This window comes from Streptomyces sp. SirexAA-E (assembly GCF_000177195.2).
Lineage (GTDB): Bacteria > Actinomycetota > Actinomycetes > Streptomycetales > Streptomycetaceae > Streptomyces > Streptomyces flavovirens.
This window is the reverse complement of record NC_015953.1, coordinates 2,152,687-2,177,181: the sequence shown is the minus strand read 5'-3', so window position 1 is coordinate 2,177,181 and position 24,495 is coordinate 2,152,687. Positions and strand designations below refer to the sequence as shown.

Annotated in this window: 24 protein-coding genes; 16 read left to right on the top strand and 8 right to left on the bottom strand. The window is 71.1% G+C overall.

Features of this window, described 5'->3' with window-relative positions; translation table 11 throughout:
- Positions 1–3 precede the first annotated feature (3 nt).
- Genes SACTE_RS09680 through SACTE_RS09670 form a run of 3 tightly spaced genes read left to right on the top strand, consistent with a single transcriptional unit; the run spans position 4 to position 2,299 of the window.
- Positions 4–363, top strand: coding sequence for a histidine triad nucleotide-binding protein (locus SACTE_RS09680; protein WP_014045854.1), 360 nt, complete (start codon positions 4–6; stop codon positions 361–363).
- A 16-nt stretch (positions 364–379) separates the two neighbouring features.
- Positions 380–1,288, top strand: coding sequence for a ribonuclease Z (locus SACTE_RS09675; protein ID WP_014045853.1), 909 nt, complete (start codon positions 380–382; stop codon positions 1,286–1,288).
- Between the two features lie 18 nt (positions 1,289–1,306).
- Positions 1,307–2,299 (top strand): adenosine deaminase, encoded by a 993-nt coding sequence (locus SACTE_RS09670; RefSeq protein WP_014045852.1) that lies wholly within the window; start codon positions 1,307–1,309, stop codon positions 2,297–2,299.
- Here SACTE_RS09670 and SACTE_RS09665 read toward each other — a convergent pair.
- Complete coding sequence (locus SACTE_RS09665; protein ID WP_014045851.1) at positions 2,284–3,612, bottom strand: MFS transporter; 1,329 nt, start codon at positions 3,610–3,612, stop codon at positions 2,284–2,286. The genes SACTE_RS09670 and SACTE_RS09665 overlap by 16 nt on opposite strands.
- Before the next feature lie 357 nt (positions 3,613–3,969).
- Here SACTE_RS09665 and SACTE_RS09660 point away from each other — a divergent pair, with 357 nt between their 5' ends.
- The 5 genes from SACTE_RS09660 to SACTE_RS09640 all read left to right on the top strand — a co-directional run bounded on the left by SACTE_RS09660 (position 3,970) and on the right by SACTE_RS09640 (position 9,438).
- On the top strand, positions 3,970–5,094 hold the full coding sequence (locus SACTE_RS09660; protein ID WP_014045850.1) for a PfkB family carbohydrate kinase: 1,125 nt from the start codon (positions 3,970–3,972) through the stop codon (positions 5,092–5,094).
- A gap of 104 nt (positions 5,095–5,198) precedes the next feature.
- Entirely contained in the window at positions 5,199–7,295 is a 2,097-nt protein-coding gene (locus SACTE_RS09655) for a PhoH family protein (RefSeq protein ID WP_014045849.1), read from the top strand.
- Positions 7,296–7,307: 12 nt separating this feature from the next.
- On the top strand, positions 7,308–7,805 hold the full coding sequence (gene ybeY, locus SACTE_RS09650) for an rRNA maturation RNase YbeY (protein WP_014045848.1): 498 nt from the start codon (positions 7,308–7,310) through the stop codon (positions 7,803–7,805).
- A complete protein-coding gene (locus SACTE_RS09645; RefSeq protein WP_014045847.1) occupies positions 7,802–9,088 on the top strand; it encodes a hemolysin family protein in 1,287 nt (428 codons plus the stop codon). Before ybeY ends, SACTE_RS09645 begins: the two co-directional genes overlap by 4 nt.
- Positions 9,085–9,438: an MmcQ/YjbR family DNA-binding protein gene (locus tag SACTE_RS09640; protein WP_014045846.1), complete on the top strand. Its 354-nt coding sequence runs from the start codon at positions 9,085–9,087 to the stop codon at positions 9,436–9,438. The genes SACTE_RS09645 and SACTE_RS09640 overlap by 4 nt, the downstream gene beginning before the upstream one ends.
- Positions 9,439–9,472: 34 nt before the next feature.
- On the opposite strand, the gene SACTE_RS09635 is transcribed toward SACTE_RS09640, so the two are convergent.
- The gene (locus SACTE_RS09635) at positions 9,473–10,885 is read right to left on the bottom strand and encodes an MFS transporter (RefSeq protein ID WP_014045845.1); all 1,413 of its coding nucleotides are present in this window, start codon (positions 10,883–10,885) and stop codon (positions 9,473–9,475) included.
- A 145-nt stretch (positions 10,886–11,030) separates the two neighbouring features.
- Between SACTE_RS09635 and SACTE_RS09630 the strand changes: the two genes are divergently transcribed.
- From SACTE_RS09630 to era, 3 genes are read left to right on the top strand one after another with little or no spacing between them, the layout of a single operon-like run.
- Positions 11,031–11,939, top strand: coding sequence for a helix-turn-helix transcriptional regulator (locus SACTE_RS09630; protein ID WP_014045844.1), 909 nt, complete (start codon positions 11,031–11,033; stop codon positions 11,937–11,939).
- 58 nt (positions 11,940–11,997) lie between these two features.
- The gene (locus SACTE_RS09625; RefSeq protein ID WP_014045843.1) at positions 11,998–12,351 is read left to right on the top strand and encodes a hypothetical protein; all 354 of its coding nucleotides are present in this window, start codon (positions 11,998–12,000) and stop codon (positions 12,349–12,351) included.
- A 50-nt stretch (positions 12,352–12,401) separates the two neighbouring features.
- Positions 12,402–13,376, top strand: a complete 975-nt coding sequence (era, locus tag SACTE_RS09620) for a GTPase Era (RefSeq protein WP_176724323.1) — start codon at positions 12,402–12,404, stop codon at positions 13,374–13,376.
- A gap of 81 nt (positions 13,377–13,457) precedes the next feature.
- Here the strand turns inward: era and SACTE_RS09615 are convergent, their stop codons facing one another.
- Entirely contained in the window at positions 13,458–13,724 is a 267-nt protein-coding gene (locus SACTE_RS09615; protein WP_014045841.1) for a protealysin inhibitor emfourin, read from the bottom strand.
- 53 nt (positions 13,725–13,777) lie between these two features.
- Positions 13,778–14,854, bottom strand: a complete 1,077-nt coding sequence (locus SACTE_RS09610) for a M4 family metallopeptidase (protein WP_014045840.1) — start codon at positions 14,852–14,854, stop codon at positions 13,778–13,780.
- Between the two features lie 292 nt (positions 14,855–15,146).
- Between SACTE_RS09610 and leuA the strand changes: the two genes are divergently transcribed.
- The 4 genes from leuA (at position 15,147) to SACTE_RS09590 (ending at position 19,576) form a co-directional block, all read left to right on the top strand.
- Positions 15,147–16,931, top strand: coding sequence for a 2-isopropylmalate synthase (gene leuA / locus SACTE_RS09605; RefSeq protein WP_014045839.1), 1,785 nt, complete (start codon positions 15,147–15,149; stop codon positions 16,929–16,931).
- A gap of 236 nt (positions 16,932–17,167) precedes the next feature.
- Positions 17,168–17,866: a TerB family tellurite resistance protein gene (locus tag SACTE_RS09600; RefSeq protein WP_014045838.1), complete on the top strand. Its 699-nt coding sequence runs from the start codon at positions 17,168–17,170 to the stop codon at positions 17,864–17,866.
- Between the two features lie 129 nt (positions 17,867–17,995).
- Entirely contained in the window at positions 17,996–18,742 is a 747-nt protein-coding gene (gene recO / locus SACTE_RS09595) for a DNA repair protein RecO (protein WP_014045837.1), read from the top strand.
- A gap of 21 nt (positions 18,743–18,763) precedes the next feature.
- The gene (locus SACTE_RS09590; RefSeq protein ID WP_014045836.1) at positions 18,764–19,576 is read left to right on the top strand and encodes an isoprenyl transferase; all 813 of its coding nucleotides are present in this window, start codon (positions 18,764–18,766) and stop codon (positions 19,574–19,576) included.
- 51 nt (positions 19,577–19,627) lie between these two features.
- Here the strand turns inward: SACTE_RS09590 and SACTE_RS09585 are convergent, their stop codons facing one another.
- The 4 genes from SACTE_RS09585 to SACTE_RS09570 form a co-directional block, all read right to left on the bottom strand.
- Complete coding sequence (locus tag SACTE_RS09585; RefSeq protein ID WP_014045835.1) at positions 19,628–20,062, bottom strand: transcriptional repressor; 435 nt, start codon at positions 20,060–20,062, stop codon at positions 19,628–19,630.
- 65 nt (positions 20,063–20,127) lie between these two features.
- Entirely contained in the window at positions 20,128–21,021 is an 894-nt protein-coding gene (locus tag SACTE_RS09580; protein ID WP_014045834.1) for a metal ABC transporter permease, read from the bottom strand.
- Between the two features lie 2 nt (positions 21,022–21,023).
- Positions 21,024–21,800: a metal ABC transporter ATP-binding protein gene (locus SACTE_RS09575; RefSeq protein WP_014045833.1), complete on the bottom strand. Its 777-nt coding sequence runs from the start codon at positions 21,798–21,800 to the stop codon at positions 21,024–21,026.
- Positions 21,801–21,841: 41 nt separating this feature from the next.
- Complete coding sequence (locus SACTE_RS09570; RefSeq protein ID WP_014045832.1) at positions 21,842–22,828, bottom strand: metal ABC transporter substrate-binding protein; 987 nt, start codon at positions 22,826–22,828, stop codon at positions 21,842–21,844.
- A 218-nt stretch (positions 22,829–23,046) separates the two neighbouring features.
- Between SACTE_RS09570 and SACTE_RS09565 the strand changes: the two genes are divergently transcribed.
- Positions 23,047–24,429 (top strand): glycine--tRNA ligase, encoded by a 1,383-nt coding sequence (locus tag SACTE_RS09565; RefSeq protein ID WP_014045831.1) that lies wholly within the window; start codon positions 23,047–23,049, stop codon positions 24,427–24,429.
- Positions 24,430–24,495 lie beyond the last annotated feature (66 nt).

Genomic DNA, 24,495 nt, shown 5'->3' with positions numbered 1-24,495 from the left:
GGCATGGCGGGAGAACCGCAGTCCGACTGCCTGTTCTGCAAGATCGTCACGGGCGACATCCCGGCGACCATCGTCCGCGAGAGCGAGACGACCGTCGCCTTCCGCGACATAAACCCCCAGGCCCCCACCCACGTCCTGGTCATCCCGAAGGTGCACTACCCGGACGCCGCCTCGCTCGCCGTGGCCGAGCCGCAGATCGCCGCCGACGTGCTGCGCGAGGCCGGACTCGTCGCCGCCGACGAGAAGATCGACGAGAGCGGCTACCGCATCGTCCTGAACACCGGTTCCGGCGCGGGCCAGACCGTCTTCCACACGCACGCGCACGTCCTGGGCGGACGCGGCATGACGTGGCCCCCCGGCTAGAGCGGCCCGCACACCCATGTCCGCACGCGAACTCGTCGTCCTCGGCACCGCCAGCCAGGTGCCGACCCGGCACCGCAACCACAACGGCTACCTGCTGCGCTGGGACGGCGAGGGCATCCTCTTCGACCCCGGCGAGGGCACCCAGCGCCAGATGCTGCGGGCGGGCGTCGCCGCCCACGACATCGACCGGATCTGCGTCACGCACTTCCACGGCGACCACTCGCTGGGCCTGGCCGGGGTGATCCAGCGGATCAACCTGGACCAGGTCCCGCATCCCGTCACCGCCCACTTCCCGGCGAGCGGGCAGCACTTCTTCGACCGGCTGCGCTACTCCACCGCCTACCGGGAGTCCGTCGAGCTGACCGAGGCCCCGGTCGCAGCCGACGGGGTCCTCGCCACCACCGGCGCGTACACCCTGGACAGCCGCAGGCTCTCGCACCCCGTCGAGTCCTACGGCTACCGGCTGACCGAACCCGACCGGCGGCGGATGCTCCCCGAGAAGCTCGCCGAACACGGCATCGCGGGACCCGACGTCGGGCGGCTCCAGCGGGACGGGGTCCTCGGCGGCGTACCGGTCGAGGCGGTCTCCGAACCCCGCCGCGGCCAGCGGTTCGCGTTCGTCATGGACACCCGGCTCTGCGACGGCGCCTTCGCGCTCGCCGAGGGATGCGACATGCTGGTCATCGAGTCGACGTTCCTCGACGAGGACGGCCGGCTCGCCGCCGACCACGGCCACCTCACCGCCGGACAGGCGGCCCGGGTGGCCAGGGAGTCGGGCGTGCGGCACCTCGTGCTCACGCACTTCTCCCAGCGCTACCCCGACCCCCAGGCCTTCGAGGACCAGGCCAGGGCGGCCGGCTTCGACGGCGAACTGACCGTCGCCCGGGACCTGATCACGGTCCCCGTACCCACCCGCCACCCGTAACCAGTAACGAGATCCCCCGTGCACCTCCCCAAAGCAGAACTCCACCTCCACATCGAAGGGACCCTCGAACCCGAGCTGGCCTTCGCGCTCGCCGCCCGCAACGGCGTCGACCTGCCCTACACGGACACCGAGGAGCTGCGCACCGCGTACCTCTTCGACGACCTCCAGAGCTTCCTCGACCTCTACTACGCCCTCATGGCGGTGCTGCGCACCGAGGACGACTTCGCCGAGCTGGCCGACGCCTACCTCACCCGAGCCGCCGCCCAGGGCGTCCGCCACGCGGAGATCTTCTTCGACCCGCAGGCCCACACCGCCCGGGGCGTGCCGATCGGCACCGTCGTCGAAGGACTGGGCAGGGCGCTGGAGCGCAGCGAGGAGACGCACGGCGTCTCCACCCAGCTGATCATGTGCTTCCTGCGGGACGAGTCCGCCGAGTCGGCGCTCGCGACCCTGGAGGCGGCCGAGCCGTACCTGCACCGCATCAGCGCCGTCGGCCTCGACTCGGCCGAGGTCGGCCACCCGCCGGTCAAGTTCCGTGAGGTCTACGAGGCGGCCGGCGCGCTCGGCCTGCGCAAGGTCGCCCACGCCGGCGAGGAGGGCCCGCCCGCCTACATCCGCGAGGCCCTGGACGTCCTGGGCGTCGAGCGCATCGACCACGGGCTGCGCTGTATGGAGGACCCGGAGCTGGTGGAGCGGCTCGTCGCCGACCGGGTGCCGCTGACGCTCTGCCCGCTGTCCAACGTACGGCTGCGCGCCGTCGGGACCCTGGAGGAGCACCCGCTGCGGGCCATGATGGACGCCGGACTGCTCTGCACGGTCAACTCCGACGACCCCGCCTACTTCGGCGGATACGTGGGCGACACCTTCCACGCCGTCCACGAGGCGCTCGGCCTGGACCGCGAGCAGCTGCGCACCCTGGCCCGCAACTCCTTCGAGGCGGCCTTCCTCGACCACGACGAGGAGCGCAGGGCGCGCTACCTCGCCGAGGTCGAGGCCTACGTGTTCGACTGACCGCCCCCGCCGGCGGTCCGGAAGGCGCTGCGCACCGGCCGCCTTCGCCGCAGCGCGGGCACGCTGATCTCCGCCACGGCCTGTTCCGGCGCGCCCAGTTCGGGCACCGCGCCGGGCAGGCTGCCGGTCGTGGCGGCCAGCAGCGCGGCCGGGGCGCCGCCCCGGCGCCGTACCGAACCCGGCACCAGCGGCCGGCCCCCGGTGTGCAGTGCGACCGCGGTGACCGGAGCCGCGACCAGCAGGGTGGCGGAGCCCAGGATCAGCCCCATCACGGTGTAGCCCGCCTGCTCGGAGAGCACACTGCCCAGCACCGGGCCGCAGGCCGTGCCCACGGACGCCGCCGAGCCCGCCAGGACCGCCCACCGGCCGCGCACGTCCAGTGAGGCGGCCAGCCCGATCAGGTACGACAGGACCACCGGGTAGAAGGTGTTCCACACGATCTCGCCGGTCGCGAACGCGCCCAGGTCACCGGCCGACGAGCTGAGCACGATGCTCCCGGCGATGATCGTCGTCCCGACACCGACCGGCACCGCCCGGCCGAGCCGTGCCCCCAGCACCCCCGCTCCCATGACGCCCAGGAGCCCGGCCCCGAGCGCGGCGGCGAACACCGCGCCGATGGCCACCTCGGAGAGCCCGACCTGCTCGGCCCCGATACGACTGCTCACGCCCCACAGCGCGTTCTGTGCCATGGACCAGACGAGCATGCCGCCCGCCAGCACCAGGCCCGACCGCCGGTGCGGCAGCCGTCCCCGTGCCGGCGTGGCCGTACCCGCCGCCGCGGCGCCCTCCAGCCGTGAGGTGGCCGGCCAGACCAGCAGTGCGACGAGCGCGATGGACGCGAACGGCAGCCGGTGGCCGCCGCCGAGGTGAGGGATCGTCAGGTAGAGGGCGCCGGCCGTCCCCGAGACGCTCAGCAGCCCCAGGGACGAGGTCCGGTGCGGGTCGCGCTGCGCGGCGATACCGGCCACGGCCACCGCGGTCGCCGTACCGGAGCCGAGCCCGCCGACCACCACACCGGCGACGACCAGCGGCACCGAACCGGTCAGCGCCGCGCAGCCGTAGCCCAGCGCGGTCAGCACCAGTCCGGTCCGTGCCGTCCGGCCCGCCCCGTACCGCTCCACGCGTCCCGCCAGCGTGAAGCCGGCCGAGGCGGAGCTCAGCAGCAGGGCGCTGCCGACCATCCCGGCCTGGGCGGTGGTCAGTTCGAGGTGGACGCCGAGGCGTCCGACGATGGTGGGGAGCAGATAGGCGGCGAGGTAACCGGCGGTGAACACGGCGACCAGGGGCCACGCGGCGCGCGGGCGCGAGGACATGGGCGTTCCTGAGGACATGCCGAAGAAGGCAGGAAGAAGGCAGGGGAAGGTGGAGCGAAGGGTGGCGCGAAAGCGGCGAAAGCCAGAAAAAGCGGGAGACGCGGCACTCGTCGTCAACTGTCCCGAACGGTGCTCGCGGGCCAATTTGTATCAAGCGCGTGCGGCGGACGGAAAGGCGACCCGCTGTGATCTGGGCCACTTATATGTTTAGGGGCGTCACCGCCGGGTAGCAGCGCATGTTTACGCAGGTCGGGACAGTGTGGCCCGATACGGCGGAGGCCCGGCGGACGGGAAGCCGAGTCGGGCACACTGGCCGGAACTCGCACGTCCAGATCCGTCGGGGCCGGGAGGCGCACGGTGAGCACACACAACCCAGGAATCGACCCGCTGCTCGGGCTGCGCGCCCCGCAGGATCCGGCCTGCGACGTCTTCCTCACCGGCACGGTCTTCCTGGACATCGTCTTCACCGGCCTCGACAGCGCACCCGTGCGCGGCACGGAGTCCTGGGCCCGGGGCATGGGCTCCAGCCCGGGCGGGGTCGCCAACATGGCCACCGCGCTCGCCCGGCTCGGACTGCACACCTCGCTGGCCGCCGCGTTCGGCGACGACCACTACGGCGAGTACTGCTGGGACGCCCTCGAACAGGGCGAGGGCATCGACCTGTCGATGTCGCACACCGTCCCCGGCTGGCACTCACCGGTCACCGTCTCCATGGCGTACGAGGGCGAGCGCACGATGGTCTCGCACGGCCACGAGGCCCCGGCCCCCGCCACCACCCCGCTGCCGGGCCGCACCTTCCCGTACTGCCCGCCGCGGGCCCGCGCCGCCGTCGCCTCGCTCACGCCGGGCCGCAGCGAACCGTGGGTGGCCGCCGCGGCCCGCGAGGGCGCCATGATCTTCGCCGACGTCGGTTGGGACGAGACCGGCCGCTGGGACCTGGACGCGCTGCCCGACCTCGGGCACTGCCTGGCCTTCCTCCCGAACGCCGAGGAGGCCATGCGCTACACCCGTACCGACTGCCCGCGCGCCGCCGCCCACGCCCTGGCCGAACGGGTGCCGCTCGCCGTCGTCACGCTGGGCGCCGAGGGCGCGTACGCGGTCGACGGGGCCACCGGGGCCGCCGCCGAGGTCCCCGCCATCGAGGTGGAGGCCCTGGACCCCACCGGGGCCGGGGACGTCTTCGTCGCCGGGTTCGTCACCGGGACCCTGGCCGGCTGGCCGATGGCCGACCGGCTCGCCTTCGCCGGACTGACCGCGGCGCTCTCGGTGCAGGAGTTCGGCGGCTCGCTCTCCGCGCCCGGCTGGACGGAGGTCGCCGCCTGGTGGCAGCGGGTACGCACCTGCGCCGGTCAGGACCCGGCCGCCCTGGAGCGGTACGCCTTCCTGGAGGATCTGCTGCCCGCCGCCGACCGGGCCTGGCCGCTGCGCCGGGCCGTACCGACCATCGGCTTCGGCAGCGAGGGGCGGACGCCGACGGGGTAAAACCTCTCGGTGTCGCCCGCGCGGAGACGTACGCTGGTAGTCCGGTGGACGTCGACCGGCGACGCCCCTCAACGGGAGGTATGCGCAGGCCCGAGGGCCGGCCCATGACTCACTCACCCACACAGCCACAGGCGCGTGCCCACATCACGGTTCCGCCCGCTCACCCCATGGTGATGCTGCTCGGATCAGGGGACTCGCTCCTGCGCGTGATCGAAACGGCGTTCCCGGCCGTCGACATCCATGTCCGGGGCAATGAGATAAGCGCGACCGGAGACGCGGCGGACGTCGCCCTGGTCCAGCGCCTTTTCGACGAGATGCTGCTGGTGCTCCGCACCGGGGCGCCGATGACGGAGGATGCTGTGGAACGCTCGATCGCCATGCTCAGGGCGAGCGGCGACGGCGCCGACGGTGCCGAGACCCCCGCCGAGGTGCTCACCCAGAACATCCTCTCCAACCGCGGCCGCACGATCCGCCCGAAGACGCTCAACCAGAAGCGGTACGTCGACGCGATCGACCGGCACACGATCGTCTTCGGCATCGGTCCGGCGGGCACCGGCAAGACCTATCTGGCCATGGCGAAGGCGGTCCAGGCCCTGCAGTCCAAGCAGGTCAGCCGGATCATCCTGACCCGGCCCGCCGTCGAGGCGGGGGAGCGGCTCGGCTTCCTGCCCGGCACGCTCTTCGACAAGATCGACCCGTATCTGCGCCCGCTCTACGACGCGCTGCACGACATGCTCGACCCCGACTCGATCCCCCGGCTGATGGCCGCGGGCACGATCGAGGTGGCGCCGCTGGCGTACATGAGGGGCAGGAGCCAGCCTGTGTTCACGAAAGTCCTGACTCCGGACGGCTGGCGCCCCATCGGCGACCTTCAAGTCGGTGACCTGGTGATCGGCTCGAACGGGGAGCCGACACCGGTTCTAGGCGTTTTCCCGCAGGGCGAGCGGGACATCTATCGCGTCACCGCCCAGGACGGCTCATGGACCCTCTGCTGTGGTGAGCATCTGTGGACGGTTCGGACCGCTTCAGACAAGCGACGTGACAAGCCGTGGAGGGTCCTGGAGACCCAGGAGATGATCGGCGACCTCAGAGCGGCGCACGCCCGCCGGTACGAGTTGCCGATGCTCACAGCACCGGTCTGTTTCCCCGAGCGGGAGGTCCCACTGGACCCGTATGCCCTGGGCCTGATGCTTGGGGACGGCTGTGTCTCGGGACGTCGTACGCCTTCCTTCGCCACGGCGGACCCGGAATTGGTCTCTGCGCTGGAGATGGCGGTTCCTGGTGTCAAGGTGCGGTCGCGTGGTGGATACAACGACCTCGTCAACCGGTTGCCGACGCCTGGCGACGCCGAAGGAGGCCTGCTGACCCACCCGCTCAAGCAGGCGCTGCGCACCTTGGACCTGCTCGGCAGCAAGTCGTACTCCGCGTTCGTGCCGGACGACTACTTGCACAACTCGGCAGAGGTCCGTCTCGCTGTCCTGCAAGGGTTGCTCGACACCGACGGTGACCCCGTCACGCGGAAAGACCGTACCTGCCGGATCCGGTACTCGACGGCGTCCCTCCTCCTGCGCGATGACGTCGTCGCGCTCGTCCAGTCGCTCGGTGGCGTCGCGTACACCAGCCGCCGCAGCGCCGAGGGCCGCGAGCAGGGTACGGCGACCGCCGCGCACCGATACGACACGCACGTCATCGACATCCGGCTCCCCGAAGGCATCGAGCCCTTCCGGCTCGCCCGCAAGGCCGAGAAGTACCACGCGGCCGAGGGCGGCGGCCGCCCGATGCGCTTCATCGACAGCATCGAACCTGCCGGCCGTGAAGAAACCGTGTGCATCCAGGTCGCGGCCGAGGACTCGCTGTACGTCACGCAGGACTACCTGCTGACGCACAACACCCTGAACGACGCCTTCATCATCCTGGACGAGGCGCAGAACACCAGCGCCGAACAGATGAAGATGTTCCTGACCCGCCTCGGCTTCGACTCGAAGATCGTCATCACCGGTGACGTCACCCAGGTCGACCTGCCGAGCGGCACCAAGAGCGGTCTGCGACAGGTGCAGGAGATCCTCGAAGACGTGGAGGACGTGCACTTCTCCCGGCTCACCTCCCAGGATGTGGTCCGGCACAAGCTCGTCGGCCGTATCGTCGACGCGTACGAGAAGTACGACAACGCACAGGGCCCCACCGGCCGCAACGGGAAGTAGTCGCAGCGCACCATGTCGATCGACGTCAACAACGAGTCCGGAACCGAGGTCGACGAGCAGGCGGTCCTCGACATCGCCCGCTACGCCCTCGCCCGGATGCGGATCCACCCGCTGTCCGAGCTCTCGGTGATCGTGGTGGACGCCGCCGCCATGGAGCAGCTCCACATCCAGTGGATGGACCTCCCGGGTCCGACGGATGTCATGTCCTTCCCGATGGACGAGCTGCGTCCGCCGGCCAAGGACGACGAGGAGCCCCCGCAGGGGCTCCTCGGTGACATCGTCCTGTGCCCGGAGGTCGCCAAGAGGCAGGGCGAGGAAGCCCCGACCGGGCACTCCATGGACGAGGAGCTGCAACTGCTCACCGTCCACGGGGTGCTGCACCTCCTCGGGTACGACCACGAGGAGCCGGACGAGAAGGCCGAGATGTTCGGCCTCCAGGCCGCGATCGTCGACGGCTGGCGCGGTGAGCGCGGACTGACCGGTCCGTCCCCCGCCCCCACCGTCTCGTGAGCGTCGGTCTTCTCTCCGGCGCCGTCCTGCTGGTCGTCGTCGGCTGGCTGGCGGCCTGCGCCGAGGCCGGGATCGCCCGCACGTCGAGCTTCCGGGCCGCCGAGGCCGTACGGGCGGGGCGGCGCGGCAGCGCCAAGCTGGAACAGATCGCGGCCGACCCCACCCGCTACCTCAACGTGGCCCTGCTCGTCCGGGTCGCGTGCGAGATGTCGGCGGGGGTGCTCGTCACCTACGTCTGCCTCCAGGAGTTCCCGGAGACCTGGCAGGCGCTGGCCGTCGCCATGGGGGTGATGGTCCTCGTCAGTTATGTGGCCATCGGGGTCTCGCCGCGCACCATCGGCCGCCAGCACCCGCTCAACACGGCGACCGCGTCCGCGTACGTCCTGCTGCCGCTGGCCAGGATCATGGGGCCGGTCCCGCAGCTGCTGATCCTCCTCGGCAACGCCCTGACCCCCGGCAAGGGCTTCCGCAAGGGCCCGTTCGCCAGCGAGGCGGAACTGCGCGCGATGGTCGACCTCGCCGAGCAGGAGTCGCTCATCGAGGACGAGGAACGCCGCATGGTGCACTCGGTCTTCGAGCTCGGCGACACCCTCGTACGCGAGGTGATGGTGCCCCGCACGGACCTGGTCTGCATCGAGCGGTACAAGACGGTCCGTCAGGCGCTGACCCTCGCCCTGCGCTCCGGGTTCTCGCGGATCCCGGTCACCGGGGAGAACGAGGACGACATCGTCGGCATCGTCTACCTCAAGGACCTGGTCCGCAAGACGCACATCAACCGGGACGCGGAGGCCGACCTGGTCTCCACGGCGATGCGACCCGCCTCGTTCGTCCCCGACACCAAGAACGCCGGCGACCTGCTGCGCGAGATGCAGAAGGACCGCAGCCACGTCGCCGTCGTCATCGACGAGTACGGCGGCACGGCGGGCGTCGTCACCATCGAGGACATCCTCGAGGAGATCGTCGGCGAGATCACCGACGAGTACGACCGCGAGATCCCGCCGGTCCAGGAGCTGGAGAACGGCTGCTACCGGGTCACCGCGCGCCTGGACATCGGCGACCTCGGTGACCTGTTCGGCCTCGACGAGTACGACGACGAGGACGTGGAGACGGTCGGCGGACTGCTCGCCAAGGAGCTCGGCAGGGTGCCGATCGCCGGCGCGTCCTCCGTCGTCGCCCTGCCCGACGGACGCGGGATCCGGCTGACCGCGGAGTCCCCGGCCGGCCGCCGGAACAAGATCGTCACGGTGCTGGTGGAACCGGAGGGGACGGAGGAAGCGGGATGACGCCCCAGGAGCTGCGCGCCTTCTGCCTAAATTTCAACGCGAGCACCGAGGAGTTCCCCTTCGGGCCCGAGGCCTCCGTCTTCAAGGTCCTGGGGAAGATGTTCGCCCTCAGCACGCTGGGCGCCACACCGCTCACCGTCAACCTCAAGTGCGACCCGGACGACGCGGTGCGGCTCCGTGAGGAACACCCCGCGATCGTCCCCGGGTGGCACATGAACAAGCGGCACTGGAACACCGTGACCGTCGCGGAGCTCCCGGCGCCGATGGTCCGCGAACTCGTCGAGGACAGCTACGACCTGGTGGTGGCCGGCCTCCCGAAGGCGCAGCGCCTCAGGCTCGACCGGCCGTAGCCCCCGCGCCCGGGGCCGGCCGGTCGGCCTCCGGTCAGGCGGCGGGCCGGCGCAGGCCCGCCGCCACCGCGACGCCGGCCGCCACCAGGACCAGCGCCGCGGCCCCCGTCACCAGCCGCACCCCGCCGTACAGCGAGCCCTGGGTGGTCGCCAGCACCCCCAGCAGCGGGATGCCGACCGTCATCCCGACCTGCTGGGTGGTGGTGACCAGACCCGTCGCCAGCCCCTGCTCCTCGTCGGGCACCCCGGACGTCACCGTCAGCCCGTACGAGACGATCGCGCCCAGATGGAACACGCTCGCCAGCGAGACGGCGACCGTGGCCGGCCACACCCCGGACTCCTCGCCCAGCGTGAGGAGCGCGGCGGTGAACACCCCCTGGCCGAGCAGCGACAGGCCTAGGGTGCGGCGGGCACCGATCCGGCCGATGACCCGCGACACGTACACACCGGCCGCCGCGGAGACCACGCCCTGCGCCCCGAAGACCAGCCCGGTGCCGAGCGGGGACAGCCCCAGCACCTCCTGGAGGTACAGGGTGAGCACGAAGACGGTCGTGGTCATCATCGAGACGGTGGCCAGCCCCCCGAGGTTGCCGAACGCCACCGTGCGTCGCCGCAGCATCGGCAGGGAGACCAGCGGGGCCGCCGAACGCGTCTCGACGACGACGAAGGCGGTCAGCAGCACGAGGCCCGCCACCAGCGTGGCCAGGACGTCCGCGCCGCCGAAACCACGCTCGGCCGCCGTCGACAGCGAGTAGATCAGCGCGAGCAGACCGCCCGTCACGGTCAGGGCCCCCGGCACGTCCAGCCGCGGCCGGTCCGGCGTACGGGACTCGCCGAGCGCCCTCGGGGCCAGGGCGAGCACGAGGGCCGAGGCCGCGGCCAGCAGCCCCATCGTGGAACGCCAGCCCAGGGTGTCGGTGAGCACCCCGCCCGCCACCATGCCGACGGTGAAGCCCAGCGACAGCAGGGTGCCGCTGATGCCCAGGGCCCGGTCCCGCAGCGGCCCCTCGGGGAAGGTGGTGGTCAGCAGGGACATCCCGGTCGGCACGATCACGGCCGCCCCGAGCCCCTGCAACGCCCGCCCCGCCAGGAACGACGCGGGGTCCCAGGCGAGCGTCGCCAGCACCGAGGAGGCGCCGAAGACCGCGAGGCCCGCGAGGAACAGCCTGCGCCTGCCGTAGAGATCGGCGATCCGCCCGAAGAGCAGCAGGAATCCGCCGGACGGCAGCGCGAACGCGGTGACGGCCCATTGCAGCCCGGACCGCCCGAGGCCCAGGTCCCGCCCGAGGACGGGCAGCGCCACGTTCAGTACGGAGAAGTCGAGCGCCACCATGAACTGGGCGGCGCACAGCACGAAGAGGACCAGCCGGGCCCGGCCGGAGAGCCGGGCGGGAGCGGCCGGGCCGACGGGGCGGGCAGGTGGGGTGGTGAGGTTTTCGATCGCCATGCGAGACAGCCTCCGGCCGGCGGAATACCCGTGGGGAGCGGGGACTTATCCTGTTGGCCGCACCACCAGACAGGCGCGGGCCGGACAGCGGGCGGCACGTCAGGCGCACGGACGGCGACGCGCGCACGGACACCAGGGGGAGCACGTGGCCTCACCGGCCCGGAACGGCAGCGCGGTGGGAAGCCCCGCCGGGGACAAGGCGCACCGCCTCGCGGAACTACGCGAGTTCCTGATGAGCCGCCGCGCCCGGGTCACCCCCGCCGAGGCCGGACTGCCGGACGGCGGGGCCCGCCGCCGCACCCCGGGGCTGCGCCGCGAGGAGGTCGCCGTCCTCGCGGGCGTCGGCGTCTCCTGGTACCAGTGGCTCGAACAGGGCCGCGACATCACGGTGTCCCCGCAGGTGCTGGACGCGGTCGCCCGGGTCCTGCGCCTCAGCAGCGCCGAGCGCCGCCACCTCTACGCCCTGGCCGGCCTCAACCCGCCCGCGGCCGAGGTCGACCCGGCCGACCGCGACATGTGCCACGGGCTGCGCCGGCTCATCGACGCCTGGATGCCCTTCCCGGCCCACATCATGGACCGGTACTGGAACACCGTGCTCTACAACGACGCGGCGGCCGCGGTGTTCGGGATGCGTCCGGGCATCGTGCAGAACTGCATGACCGCCTTCTTCACCGATCCGGTGTACCGGGCCAGGTCCCCGCACTGGGAGACGATCGCCCCGCAGATCGTCGCGCAGTTCCGGGCCGCGTGCTCGGAGCACCCCGGCGACGAGGGCTTCCGGGCCGTCGTCGAGGAGGTGCGGGAGCTCAGCGACGAGTTCGCGGAGTTCTGGGGCCGGCGGGACGTCGCCCCGGGCGGCCAGATCCGCAAGGAACTCCAGCACCCGCTGGTGGGCACCCTCACCGTGGAGTCCACCCAGCTACGGGTGCCCGCGCGTCCCGACCTGGTGATCGTGCTGCACACCCCGTTGCCGGACACCGGCACGGAGGCGAAGCTCCAGTGGCTGGACTCGCCCGAAGGCCGGCGCGGCTCCCTGTATCCGGTCCCCGGATGATCCCGGTGGCCGTACCCCGTCGCGGAGCGGCCGCCCGCCGCCTTCGTATGCTCAGCACATGACAGAGAGCACCGACCTCGGCCCCGAGGACCGCAAGATCGTCACGCTGGCGCGCAGCGTCCGTGCCCGCAACCAGGTGCCGGAGGGTGCCGCCGTACGCGACGAGACGGGACGCACGTACGCGGCGGGCACCGTGGCCCTGGAGTCGCTGCGGCTCAGTGCGTTGCAGACCGCCGTGGCCATGGCGGTCGCCGGCGGCGCCACCTCGCTGGAGGCCGCCGCGGTCGTCTCGGACGCCGATTCCCCCTCCGACCAGGACCGGGCCGCCGTACGCGACCTGGGCGGACCGGACACCCCCGTGCTGCTCGCCGGGCCCGACGGGGCGCTGAGGACCACGGTCTCCGCCGGATGATCAAGGCGGTGGTGCCCTGCTGTGCACCACCGCCGCCGGGATCGGGGAGAATGGGCGCCATGAGCGCTCGACCGAACACTGAAGCCGCTGCGCGGCAGGCGGAGAACACGGCCCCCCACCGGGCCGGCTTCGCCTGCTTCGTGGGCCGTCCCAACGCGGGCAAGTCCACCCTCACGAACGCTCTGGTCGGGAGCAAGGTGGCGATCACCTCGAACCGCCCCCAGACCACCCGGCACACGGTGCGCGGCATCGTGCACCGCTCCGACGCCCAGCTGATCCTGGTGGACACGCCGGGTCTCCACAAGCCGCGCACCCTGCTCGGGGAGCGGCTGAACGACGTCGTACGGACCACCTGGGCCGAGGTCGACGTCATCGGCTTCTGCCTGCCCGCCGACCAGAAGCTCGGCCCCGGTGACAAGTTCATCGTCAAGGAGCTCGCGGGGATCAGGAAGACCCCGAAGATCGCGATCATCACCAAGACCGACCTGGTCGACTCGAAGACCCTCGCCGAACAGCTGCTGGCCGTCTCACGGCTGGGCGAGGAGCTCGGCTTCGAGTGGGCACAGATCGTCCCGGTCTCCGCCGTCCAGGACCGCCAGGTCGACCTGCTGGCCGATCTGATCGCCCCGCTCCTGCCCGAGAGCCCGCCGCTCTACCCGGAGGGCGACCTCACCGACGAGCCCGAGCTGGTCATGGTCGCCGAGCTCATCCGTGAGGCCGCGCTGGAGGGCGTACGGGACGAGCTGCCGCACTCGATCGCGGTCGTCGTCGAGGAGATGCTGCCCCGCGAGGACCGCCCGGCGGACAAGCCGCTGCTGGACATCCACGCGAACGTCTACATCGAGCGCCCCAGCCAGAAGGGCATCATCATCGGCCCGAAGGGCAAGCGGCTGAAGGACGTCGGGACGAAGTCGCGCAAGCACATCGAGGCGCTGCTCGGCACCCCGGTCTTCCTCGACCTGCACGTCAAGGTCGCCAAGGACTGGCAGCGCGACCCCAAGCAGCTGCGCAAGCTGGGCTTCTGAGAGACCCGCGCCGGAGGCCGGGACCAGGCGGCTGCCGGTCCCGGCCTCCGGCGCGGGTGGTTCGCCGGGCGCGTCAGACGCTCACGCGCCCTCCTTCAGGACCCGGGCGATCAGCGCCCGCTGATCGTCGGACAGCCGCGGGTCCGCGCAGTGGACGGTGCGGCCGTCGATCGTGATGCGGTACCGGAAGCCGTCCGGCACCCCCGCGGGCGGACCGTCCGCACCGGCGTCGAGCGCCGCCGCGGCCAGGGCCTCCCACTCCACGGCGTCGGGCCGTCCCGAGGTGTCGATCTCGCCGTGACGTGCGATACCCGCGAACCCGCCGGTCCGGCTCACCTGAATGCGCATTGCGTGGCTCCTGCCTGACCCGCCCGGACGGCCCTCGGCACCTGTCTACCCGCTCATCTCGTCGCCACGCCCACCTCCGACCAGGCCTTGAGCACCGCCTCGGCCTCGTCGCCCTCGCCGAACCGGCTGCGGGCCGCCGCGACGGTCAGCCGGGCGAAGGACGCGAAGTCCGCGTTCTGCGCGAGCTCGCCGCCGGTCAGCACGTCGAACCAGATCCGGCCGGCCCGCTCCCACGCGTTGCCGCCGAGGGCGGTAGCCAGCAGGTGGAAGGCGCGGTTGGGGATGCCGGAGTTGATGTGCACCCCGCCGTTGTCCTCCTGGGTCTCGACGTAGTCGTCCATCGAGGCGGGCTGCGGGTCCTTGCCGAGCACGTCGTCGTCGTACGCCGTGCCCGGGGCCTTCATCGAGCGCAGGGCGTCCCCGCTGACCCGGGGGGCCAGGATGTCGGCCCCGATCAGCCAGTCGGCCTGTTCGGCGCTCTGGCCGAGCGAGTACTGCTTGACCAGGGAGCCGAAGACGTCCGACACCGACTCGTTGAGCGCGCCCGACTGGCCCTGGTAGGCCAGGTTCGCCGTGTACTGGGTGAGCCCGTGGGTGAGTTCGTGGGCGATCACGTCGATGGCGAGGGTGAAGTCCAGGAAGACCTCGCCGTCGCCGTCCCCGAAGACCATCTGCTCGCCGTCGAAGAACGCGTTGTTGTACTTCTCGTCGTAGTGCACCGAGCCGATCAGCGGCAGGCCCTTGCCGTCGATCGAACTGCGGCCGTACTCCGCGAGCAGCAGTTCGAAGGTGGCGCCGAGGCCGGCGTACGCCCGGTTCACGCTGGCGTCCTGGGTGGGCTCGTCGCCTTCGTCACGGACCTTGTGGCCCGGCAGGTCCGTGCCGTGGCGGCAGTCGTACAGGGTGCGGTGCGGCTTGGACGGGACCGGGTCCGCGGTGCGGGGCGGGTGGGGCGCGAAGGCCAGCGCGGTCAGCTGCCGGTGGTGGCGGCGGGCCCCGTCGGCCTCCAGGGTGCGGCGGGCCGGGGCGGCCAGGACGGGGTCGTCGGCCTGGGACAGCTTGTCGAGGAGGTGGGGCGGGACGATGGTGCAGAAGACGGGCTGGAACCCGTGATTCGGTCGAGGCTGCATGCAAATGACTGTGGCACTCCGTCACCGCAGTGTCACTGGTTGCGATCGTGATTGACGAAATAGAGTGATGAGTCACCGTTTTGCCCCCACGGAGGCGCGATCCCGCATACTGATACGGGCCGACGCGTCCTGAGCCTCTCGGTTACTGTGGCCGCATCATGCGTTTCGGGCTGCTTCTCCTTAGCTGCCGCGGCGAGGGCCTGTAGTCGTAGGCCGGCTCCCTCCCCGCGGAGTTCGCTGTTGCGGCGACACAGCCGGCCACCTCTGCTGGACCTCCAAGGAGCCCTACGCCATGACTGCCGTGAATTCCACCGAGAGCGCCGTCGCCCCCGTGGGCGGGCCCACCCCGGTCACCAACGCCACGCGCCTGCAGAAGCCCTCCGGGATGCCGGTCCACAAGTACCGCGGGTACGAGAGCGTGGACATCCCCGACCGCACCTGGCCGGACAACCGCATCACCAAGGCGCCCCGCTGGCTCTCCACCGACCTGCGCGACGGCAACCAGGCGCTGATCGACCCGATGTCCCCCGCCCGCAAGCGCGAGATGTTCGACCTGCTGGTCCGCATGGGCTACAAGGAGATCGAGGTCGGCTTCCCGTCCTCCGGCGAGACCGACTTCGCGTTCGTGCGCTCCATCATCGAAGAGGGCGCGATCCCCGAGGACGTGACCATCTCCGTCCTGACGCAGGCCCGCGAGGAACTGATCGAGCGCACCGTCGAATCGCTGGTCGGCGCCCACCGGGCCACCGTCCACCTGTACAACGCCACCGCCCCCACCTTCCGCCGCGTGGTCTTCCGCGGCTCGAAGGAGGAGGTCAAGCAGATCGCCGTCGACGGCACGCGGCTGGTCATGGAGTACGCCGACAAGATCCTCGGCGACGAGACGATCTTCGGCTACCAGTACAGCCCCGAGATCTTCACCGACACCGAGCTGGACTTCGCCCTGGAGGTCTGCGAGGCGGTCTGCGACGTCTGGCAGCCCGAGGAGGGCCGCGAGATCATCCTCAACCTGCCCGCCACCGTGGAGCGTTCGACGCCGTCCACGCACGCGGACCGGTTCGAGTGGATGTCCCGCAACCTGACCCGACGCGCCCACGTCTGCCTGTCGGTCCACCCGCACAACGACCGCGGCACCGCCGTCGCCGCCGCCGAGCTGGCCGTCATGGCCGGCGCCGACCGCATCGAGGGCTGCCTGTTCGGCCAGGGCGAGCGCACCGGCAACGTGGACCTGGTCACCCTGGGCATGAACCTCTTCTCGCAGGGCGTCGACCCGCAGATCGACTTCTCGCAGATCGACGAGATCCGCCGCACCAGCGAGTACTGCAACCAGATGGAGGTCCACCCGCGCCACCCCTACGCGGGCGACCTGGTCTACACGGCCTTCTCCGGCTCCCACCAGGACGCCATCAAGAAGGGCTTCGACGCCATGGAGGCCGACGCGGCCGCCCAGGGCGTGGGCGTCGACGAGATCGAGTGGGCGGTGCCCTACCTGCCGATCGACCCGAAGGACGTCGGCCGGTCCTACGAGGCCGTCATCCGCGTCAACTCGCAGTCCGGCAAGGGCGGGATCGCCTACGTCCTGAAGAACGACCACAAGCTGGACCTGCCCCGCCGGATGCAGATCGAGTTCTCCAAAATCATTCAGGCCAAGACCGACGCCGAGGGCGGCGAGGTCACCCCGACCCAGATCTGGTCGGTCTTCGAGGACGAGTACCTGCCCAACCCGGAGAACGCCTGGGGGCGCGTGCAGATCCGCTCCGGCCAGACGACGACCGGGTCAGACGGCCAGGACACGATCACCGTCGAGGCCACCGTCGACGGTACGGACACCGTGCTGACCGGCACCGGCAACGGTCCGATCTCCGCCTTCTTCGGAGCGCTGCAGGCCATCGGCATCGACGTACGGCTGCTGGACTACACCGAGCACACGATGAGCGAGGGGGCGAGCGCCCAGGCCGCCTCCTACATCGAGTGCGTCATCGACGGCAAGGTGCTGTGGGGCATCGGTATCGACGCCAACACCACCCGGGCCTCGCTCAAGGCGGTCGTCTCCGCGGTCAACCGCGCGACCCGCTGAGGCCACCCCCGGACGCAGGGGACGGACGGCCCGACAGGCGTCCGGAGCGACCCGCACCGGAACCCCGTTCACCCGCCAAGGGTGGGCGGGGTTCGGCCATCTCCGGGCCTTTGTGGCCTCCGGACTACTGACGCCACCTCATGTGTGTGGCTAACATCACGTCCAACGCGGCAACGTTGCCGCGGGAGTACCTCCCGTGCCCGCAGGGTTGCGGGGGAGTTACGGAGGTGTGCGACGTGCGGCCAGCCAAAGGACAACGCGCCATAAGACTGCGCATGTACGGCATCCGCACCGTCTGGGACACCGTCGGTGACGGAGAGTTCTTCTGCCCGGGCTGCGGAGGCGACCGCAACTACCGGCACCTCACCGGCCGCCACCGCTTCACCGTGCTCGGCCTGCCCCTGTTCCCGCGCGGCAGCGCGGGCCCCGTGGTCGAGTGCGCCGCCTGCCGCGGGCACTTCCCGACCGACACCCTCGACCACCCCACCACGACCCGCTTCTCCGCCATGCTGCGCGAGGCCGTGCACACCGTCACCCTCGCGGTGCTCGCGGCCGGCGGCACCACCTCCCGTACGGTCCTGGAGGCCGCCGCGGCCACCGTCCGGGACGCCGGGCTCGACGACTGCACCCAGGAGCAGCTCTTCACCATCGTCGAGGTGCTCGCCGCCGAGGCCGGTCAGGGCGGCACGGACCCCGCCGCCGAGGCCTGCGGCGCGGCCCTCGCCATCGAACTGCACGAGGTCCTCAAGCCCCTCGCCCCGCATCTGGCCGTGCCCGGCCGGGAGACGGTCCTGCTCCAGGGCGCCCGGATCGCCCTCGCCGACGGCCCGTACAGCCAGGCCGAGCGCGAGGTGCTGACCACGGTGGGCAGCGCGCTCCAGCTCTGCCCGGCGGACACCGCGAAGCTCCTGGAGGCGGCGCGTACGCCCTCGTAGCCCCGCGAGACGGCTCCTCGGTCCGTCGGCCCCGCCACCGGCCCCGCGGGCCGTCACGCGGCCGTGCGCGCGGCCGTCCCGGGCCGGGACCCGGCACGGACCACCGCCCCGGTACGCGACAATGGACCCATGAGCTTGTTCCGGGACGACGGCGTCGTGCTGCGTACGCAGAAGCTGGGCGAGGCCGACCGGATCATCACGATCCTGACCCGCGGCCACGGCCGGGTGCGCGCCGTCGCGCGCGGGGTGCGCCGCACCAAGTCCAAGTTCGGGGCGCGGCTCGAACCCTTCTCCCACGTGGACGTGCAGTTCTTCGCGCGCGGCAGCGAGCTGATCGGCCGCGGTCTGCCGCTGTGCACCCAGAGCGAGACCATCGCCCCGTACGGCGGCGGCATCGTCGCCGACTACGGCCGCTACACGGCGGGCACCGCGATGCTGGAGACCGCCGAGCGCTTCACCGACCACGAGGGCGAGCCCGCGGTCCAGCAGTACCTGCTGCTCGTCGGCGGGCTGCGCACCCTGGCCCGCGCCGAGCACGCGCCGAACCTCATCCTCGACGCGTTCCTGCTGCGCTCCCTCGCCGTCAACGGCTACGCGCCCAGCTTCGACGACTGCGCCCGGTGCGGAATGCCCGGACCGAACCGGTTCTTCTCCGTCGCCTCGGGCGGTGTGGTGTGCGGTGACTGCCGGGTGCCCGGCAGCGTCGTACCCTCGGCGGAGGCCGTCGAACTGCTGAGCGCACTGCTCACCGGTGACTGGGAGACGGCGGACGCGTCCCAGGCGCGTCATGTCAGGGAGGGGAGCGGGCTGGTGTCCGCCTATCTGCACTGGCATCTGGAGCGCGGCCTGCGCTCGTTGCGGTACGTAGAGAAGTGACACAGGGAGACGAAGAAGCCCATGGCAGTACGCGGAATCCTCGGCGGCCGTAACAAGCGTGAGTACAAGACCCCCGAGCCGCACCCCTCCGGCGCCGTCCCGCCGAAGATCCCCGGCGAGCTGGTGCCCAAGCACGTCGCCGTCGTGATGGACGGCAACGGCCGCTGGGCCAAGGAGCGGGGCCTGCCTCGCACCGAGGGCCACAAGGTCGGCGAGGGCGTCGTCATGGACGTCCTCAAGGGCTGCATCGAGATGGGCGTCAAGAACCTCTCGCTGTACGCCTTCTCCACCGAGAACTGGAAGCGCTCGCCGGACGAGGTGAAGTTCCTGATGAACTTCAACCGGGACGTCATCCGGCGCCGGCGTGACGAGATGGACGAGCTCGGCATCCGCATCCGCTGGGTCGGCCGCATGCCCAAGCTGTGGAAGTCCGTCGTCCAGGAGCTCCAGGTCGCCCAGGAGCAGACCAAGGACAACGACAGGATGACGCTGTACTTCTGCGTCAACTACGGCGGCCGGGCCGAGATCGCCGACGCCGCCCAGCGCATCGCCGAGGACGTCGCGGCCGGGCGGCTCGACCCGTCCAAGGTCAACGAGAAGACGTTCGCGAAGTACATCTACTACCCGGACATGCCGGACGTGGACCTCTTCGTGCGCCCGAGCGGTGAGCAGCGCACGTCCAACTACCTGATCTGGCAGAGCGCGTACGCCGAGATGGTCTTCCAGGACGTCCTGTGGCCGGACTTCGACCGCCGCGACCTGTGGCGCGCCTGCCTGGAGTTCGCCCAGCGGGACCGGCGTTTCGGCGGCGCGGAAGAGGTCGCCCAGGTCTGACGCGGAAAAGCCTCCGGGGGCGTCCCCCGGAGGCTTCCACGTGCGTCGGGGTCAGTCCCTGGGGGCCGCGCACTGGGCGCAGGTGCCGAAGATCTCCACGGTGTGGGCCACGTTGACGTAGCCGTGCTGCGAGGCGATGGTCTCGGCCCACTGCTCCACCGCGGGTCCCTCGACCTCGACCGCCTTGCCGCAGACCCGGCACACCAGGTGGTGGTGGTGGTCGCCGGTGGAACAGCGGCGGTAGACCGCCTCGCCGTCCGTGGTGCGCAGCACGTCGACCTCGCCCGCGTCGGCGAGGGACTGAAGGGTGCGGTAGACCGTGGTCAGGCCGACGGAGTCCCCGCGGTGCTTGAGCACGTCATGGAGATCCTGGGCGCTGCGGAACTCGTCCACCTCGTCGAGTGCCGCCGCGACCGCCGCCCGCTGCCGGGTCGAGCGGCCGCGTACCGGAGCCGCGTTCGTGCCACTGATCGGCGCCGTCGCCACAGCTGCCTCCTCATGTCGCCCGTACGTATGTCGGGCCATTGTGCCAGCCCGGCCCCGTCGCACGGTCATACACGCACGTCGTCCGCGCCGGGGCGTGCGCCCGGTACCTCCAGGGTGCACTCCGCCGGGTCCGGCTGCTGGACGCGGGCCCTCCTGCGGGCCAGCGGCGCGGCGAGCGCGGTCAGGGCGACGAAGGCCGCGATGGCCAGCAGCACGATCGTCGCGCCGGGCGGAACGTCCTGGTAGTACGAGGTCACGGTGCCGGCCAGGGTCACGGCCGTACCGATGACGACGGACAGCACGAACGTCACCTTGAAGGACTTCGCGATCTGCTGGGCGGCCGCGACCGGGACCACCATCAGCGCGCTGACCAGCAGCAGGCCGACGACACGCATCGCCACGGTGACCGTGACAGCCGCGGTCACGGCGACCAGCAGATTGAGCACCCGCACCGGCAGCCCGGTGACCCGGGCGAACTCCTCGTCCTGGCTGACCGCGAACAGCTGCCGCCGCAGCCCCACCGTGACGAGGATCACGAGGGCGGCCAGCACGACGATCGTGGTGACGTCCTCCTCGGAGACCGTCGACAGCGAGCCGAAGAGGTACGAGGTGAGGTTGGCGTTGGAGCCCGTGTCGGAGAGGTTGATCAGCATCACCCCGCCCGCCATGCCGCCGTAGAAGAGCATGGCGAGGGCGATGTCGCCGCGGGTGCGTCCGTACCAGCGGATCAGCTCCATGACGACCGAGCCCGCCACGGCCACCAGGGTGGCCATCCAGACGGGGTTGGCGGACATCAGGAAGCCGAGGCCGACACCGGTCATGGCGATGTGCCCGATGCCGTCGCCCATCAGGGCCTGCCGCCGCTGGACCAGGTAGATGCCGATGGCGGGCGCGGTGATCCCGACCAGCACGGCCGCGATCAGGGCCCGCTGCATGAAGGGGGGTGAGAGGAATTCCATGATCAGGTCAGCAGTCCCGTCCGGACGGGCTCCATGGCCGCGTGGGGGTGTACGTGGTCGTGGCCGGGTAGCGCGTGCTGGCCGACGGCCTCGGGGGGCGGCCCGTCGTGCATGACGCAGCCGTCACGCAGGACGACCGCCCGGTCGATCAGCGGCTCCAGGGGGCCGAGTTCGTGCAGGACGAGGAGGACCGTCGTCCCGGCGGCGACCTGCTCGCGCAGCGTCGAGGCGAGGATCTCCTGGCTGGCCAGGTCGACGCCCGCCATCGGCTCGTCCATGATCAGCAGCTCGGGTTCGGCGGCGAGGGCGCGGGCGATCAGCACCCGCTGGTGCTGGCCGCCGGAGAGGGCGTCCACGGAGTCCCCGGCCCGGTCGGCGAGGCCGACGAGCGCGATGGCCCGGTCGACCGCCGCCCGGTCCGCCTTGCCCGGAGGCCGCAGCCCCGTCCGGGAGAGCCGCCCGGAGGAGACCACCTCCCGGATGGTGGCCGGGACCCCGCCGGCGGCGGTGGTGCGCTGCGGCACGTAACCGACGCGCGCCCACCGGCGGAAGCGGCGCAGCGGGGTGCCGAACAGCTCCACGGTGCCGCCGGTCAGCGGCACCTGGCCGATGACCGAGCGCACGGCGGTGGACTTGCCCGAGCCGTTGGCGCCGAGCAGGGCCACGACCTCGCCGCGGTGGACGGTGAGGTCGACGCCGCGCAGCACGGGGCGCGCACCGAGCGTCGCCGTCCCTGCGCGCATGCTGATCACGGGTTCGGGCGTAGCGGGCTCGGGCATGAGCGCCTCCGATGCTGCTGGCGGGACAGGGGGGAGCGGGGTCACTTCGCGCCGAGTGCCTTCTGCAGCGCGGTCAGGTTGGACTTCATGACCTCGAGGTAGTCAGCGCCCTTGGACTTGCCGGTAATTCCCTCCAGCGGGTCCAGGACGTCCGTCTCGAGGCCGAGGTCCTTGGCCAGGGTGGCGGCGGTCTTGTCGCTGGCGAGCGTCTCGAAGAAGACGGTGGTGGCCTTGTTCTTCTCCGCGACCGCGTGGATCTCGTTGATCCGGGCGGGGCTGGGCTCGGCCTCGGGGTCGATGCCGGCGACGCCCTCCTGGGTGAGGCCGTAGCGCTCGGCGAGGTAGCCGAAGGCGGAGTGCGTGGTGATGAAGGTCTTCGTCGCGGTGTCCTTCAGCCCGCTCGCGTACGCCTTGTCCAGCGAGTCCAGTTCGCCGACCAGCTTCGCGGTGTTCTCGCGGTAGTCGGAGGCGTGGTCGGGGTCGGCCTTCTCCAGGGACTTCCCGACGCCCTTCGCGACCTCGGCGTACTTCACCGGGTCCAGCCAGATGTGCGGGTCGGCGCCCGCCTCTTCGCCCTCGTGGTCGTGGTCCTCGCCCTCGTGGTCGTCGCCCTCGTCGTGCCCGTGGTCGTGGCCGTCGACCTCGGTGCCGTGGTCCTCCAGCGTGGTGAGGGAGGCCGCGTCCACGGTGTTCTTCACCCCGGCCTGGCCCACCGCGTCGTCCACGGCGGGCTGGATGCCCTTCAGGTACAGGATGTAGTCGGCGTCGCTCAGGGAGCCGATCTGCTTGGGGGAGAGCTCCAGGTCGTGCGGCTCGGCGCCCGGCTTCGTCAGCGTGGTGACGGATACGTGCGATCCGCCTATCTCCTCGGCGAGGTACTGCATCGGGTAGAAGGACGCCACGACGTCCAGCTTGCCGTCGCTCCCCCCGCCGGCCGCGTCGGAGGAGGAACAGGCGGAGAGCGTCGTGAGGCCGAGGACGGCTGCTCCGGCGACGGCGGTTGCGGGTATGAGGCGACGTACGTTCATGACATCCATTTTCAACAAAAGTGGAAACGATTGTCAACAAGGCTGATGAAATGACTGGAACACGGTTCCTGGGCCGTCGGACCCCCCACCGATTTGATCCAAGGGGTGCGCGCGCCGCTAATCTGAGTCATTCGCCCGCCCGTCTCCCGAGCAGCACCCCCACAGAGGCGGATCGCGCCGTTCCTGTCCAGTTTCGCCGTCGTAATGAAGAGAGCACCGTGGCCGCCGACAAGATCGACACCATCGTCAGCCTGAGCAAGCGCCGTGGCTTCGTCTACCCCTGCAGTGAGATCTACGGGGGCCAGAAGGCCGCCTGGGACTACGGACCGCTGGGTGTTGAGCTGAAGGAGAACCTCAAGCGCCAGTGGTGGCGCTACATGGTCACCTCCCGCGAGGACGTGGTCGGTCTCGACTCGTCGGTCATCCTGGCCCCCGAGGTCTGGGTCGCCTCCGGCCACGTCGCCACGTTCTCCGACCCGCTCACCGAGTGCACCTCCTGCCACAAGCGCTACCGCGCCGACCACCTGGAGGAGGCGTACGAGGAGAAGCACGGCAAGGCCCCCCTCAACGGCCTCGCCGACCTCAACTGCCCGAACTGCGGCAACAAGGGCACGTTCACCGAGCCCAAGCAGTTCTCCGGCCTGCTCTCGACCCACCTCGGCCCGACCCAGGACTCCGGCTCCGTCGCCTACCTGCGCCCGGAGACGGCCCAGGGCATCTTCACCAACTTCGGCCAGGTGCAGCAGACCTCGCGCAAGAAGCCGCCGTTCGGCATCGCGCAGATGGGCAAGTCCTTCCGGAACGAGATCACTCCGGGCAACTTCATCTTCCGCACCCGCGAGTTCGAGCAGATGGAGATGGAGTTCTTCGTCAAGCCGGGTGAGGACGAGGAGTGGCAGGAGTACTGGATGCAGCAGCGCTGGAACTGGTACACCGGCCTCGGCATGCGCGAGGAGAACATGCGCTGGTTCGAGCACCCGCAGGAGAAGCTCTCCCACTACTCCAAGCGCACCGCCGACATCGAGTACCGCTTCCGCTTCGGCGGCAGCGAGTGGGGCGAGCTGGAGGGTGTCGCCAACCGCACCGACTACGACCTCACGGCGCACTCCAAGGCCTCCGGCACGGACCTCTCCTACTTCGACCAGGAGAAGAGCGAGCGCTACACGCCGTACGTCATCGAGCCCGCGGCCGGTGTCGGCCGCGCGATGCTGGCGTTCCTCCTGGACGCCTACAGCGAGGACGAGGCCCCCAACGCCAAGGGCGTCATGGAGAAGCGCGCCGTGATGCGCCTCGACCCGCGCCTGGCGCCGGTCAAGGTCGCGGTCCTGCCGCTGTCCCGCAACCCGCAGCTCTCCCCGAAGGCCAAGGGCCTCGCCGCCGACCTGCGGCAGAACTGGAACATCGAGTTCGACGACGCGGGCGCCATCGGCCGCCGCTACCGTCGCCAGGACGAGATCGGCACGCCGTTCTGCGTCACCGTCGACTTCGACACCCTGGACGACAACGCGGTGACCGTGCGCGAGCGCGACACCATGAAGCAGGAGCGGGTCTCCCTGGACCAGATCCAGGCCTACCTCGGCTCCCGTCTGCTGGGCTGCTGACGCGAGCGGCTCTTCGGTGACGAAGCCCCCGGAACCGCACGCGCGGCCGGGGGCTTCGTGCATACT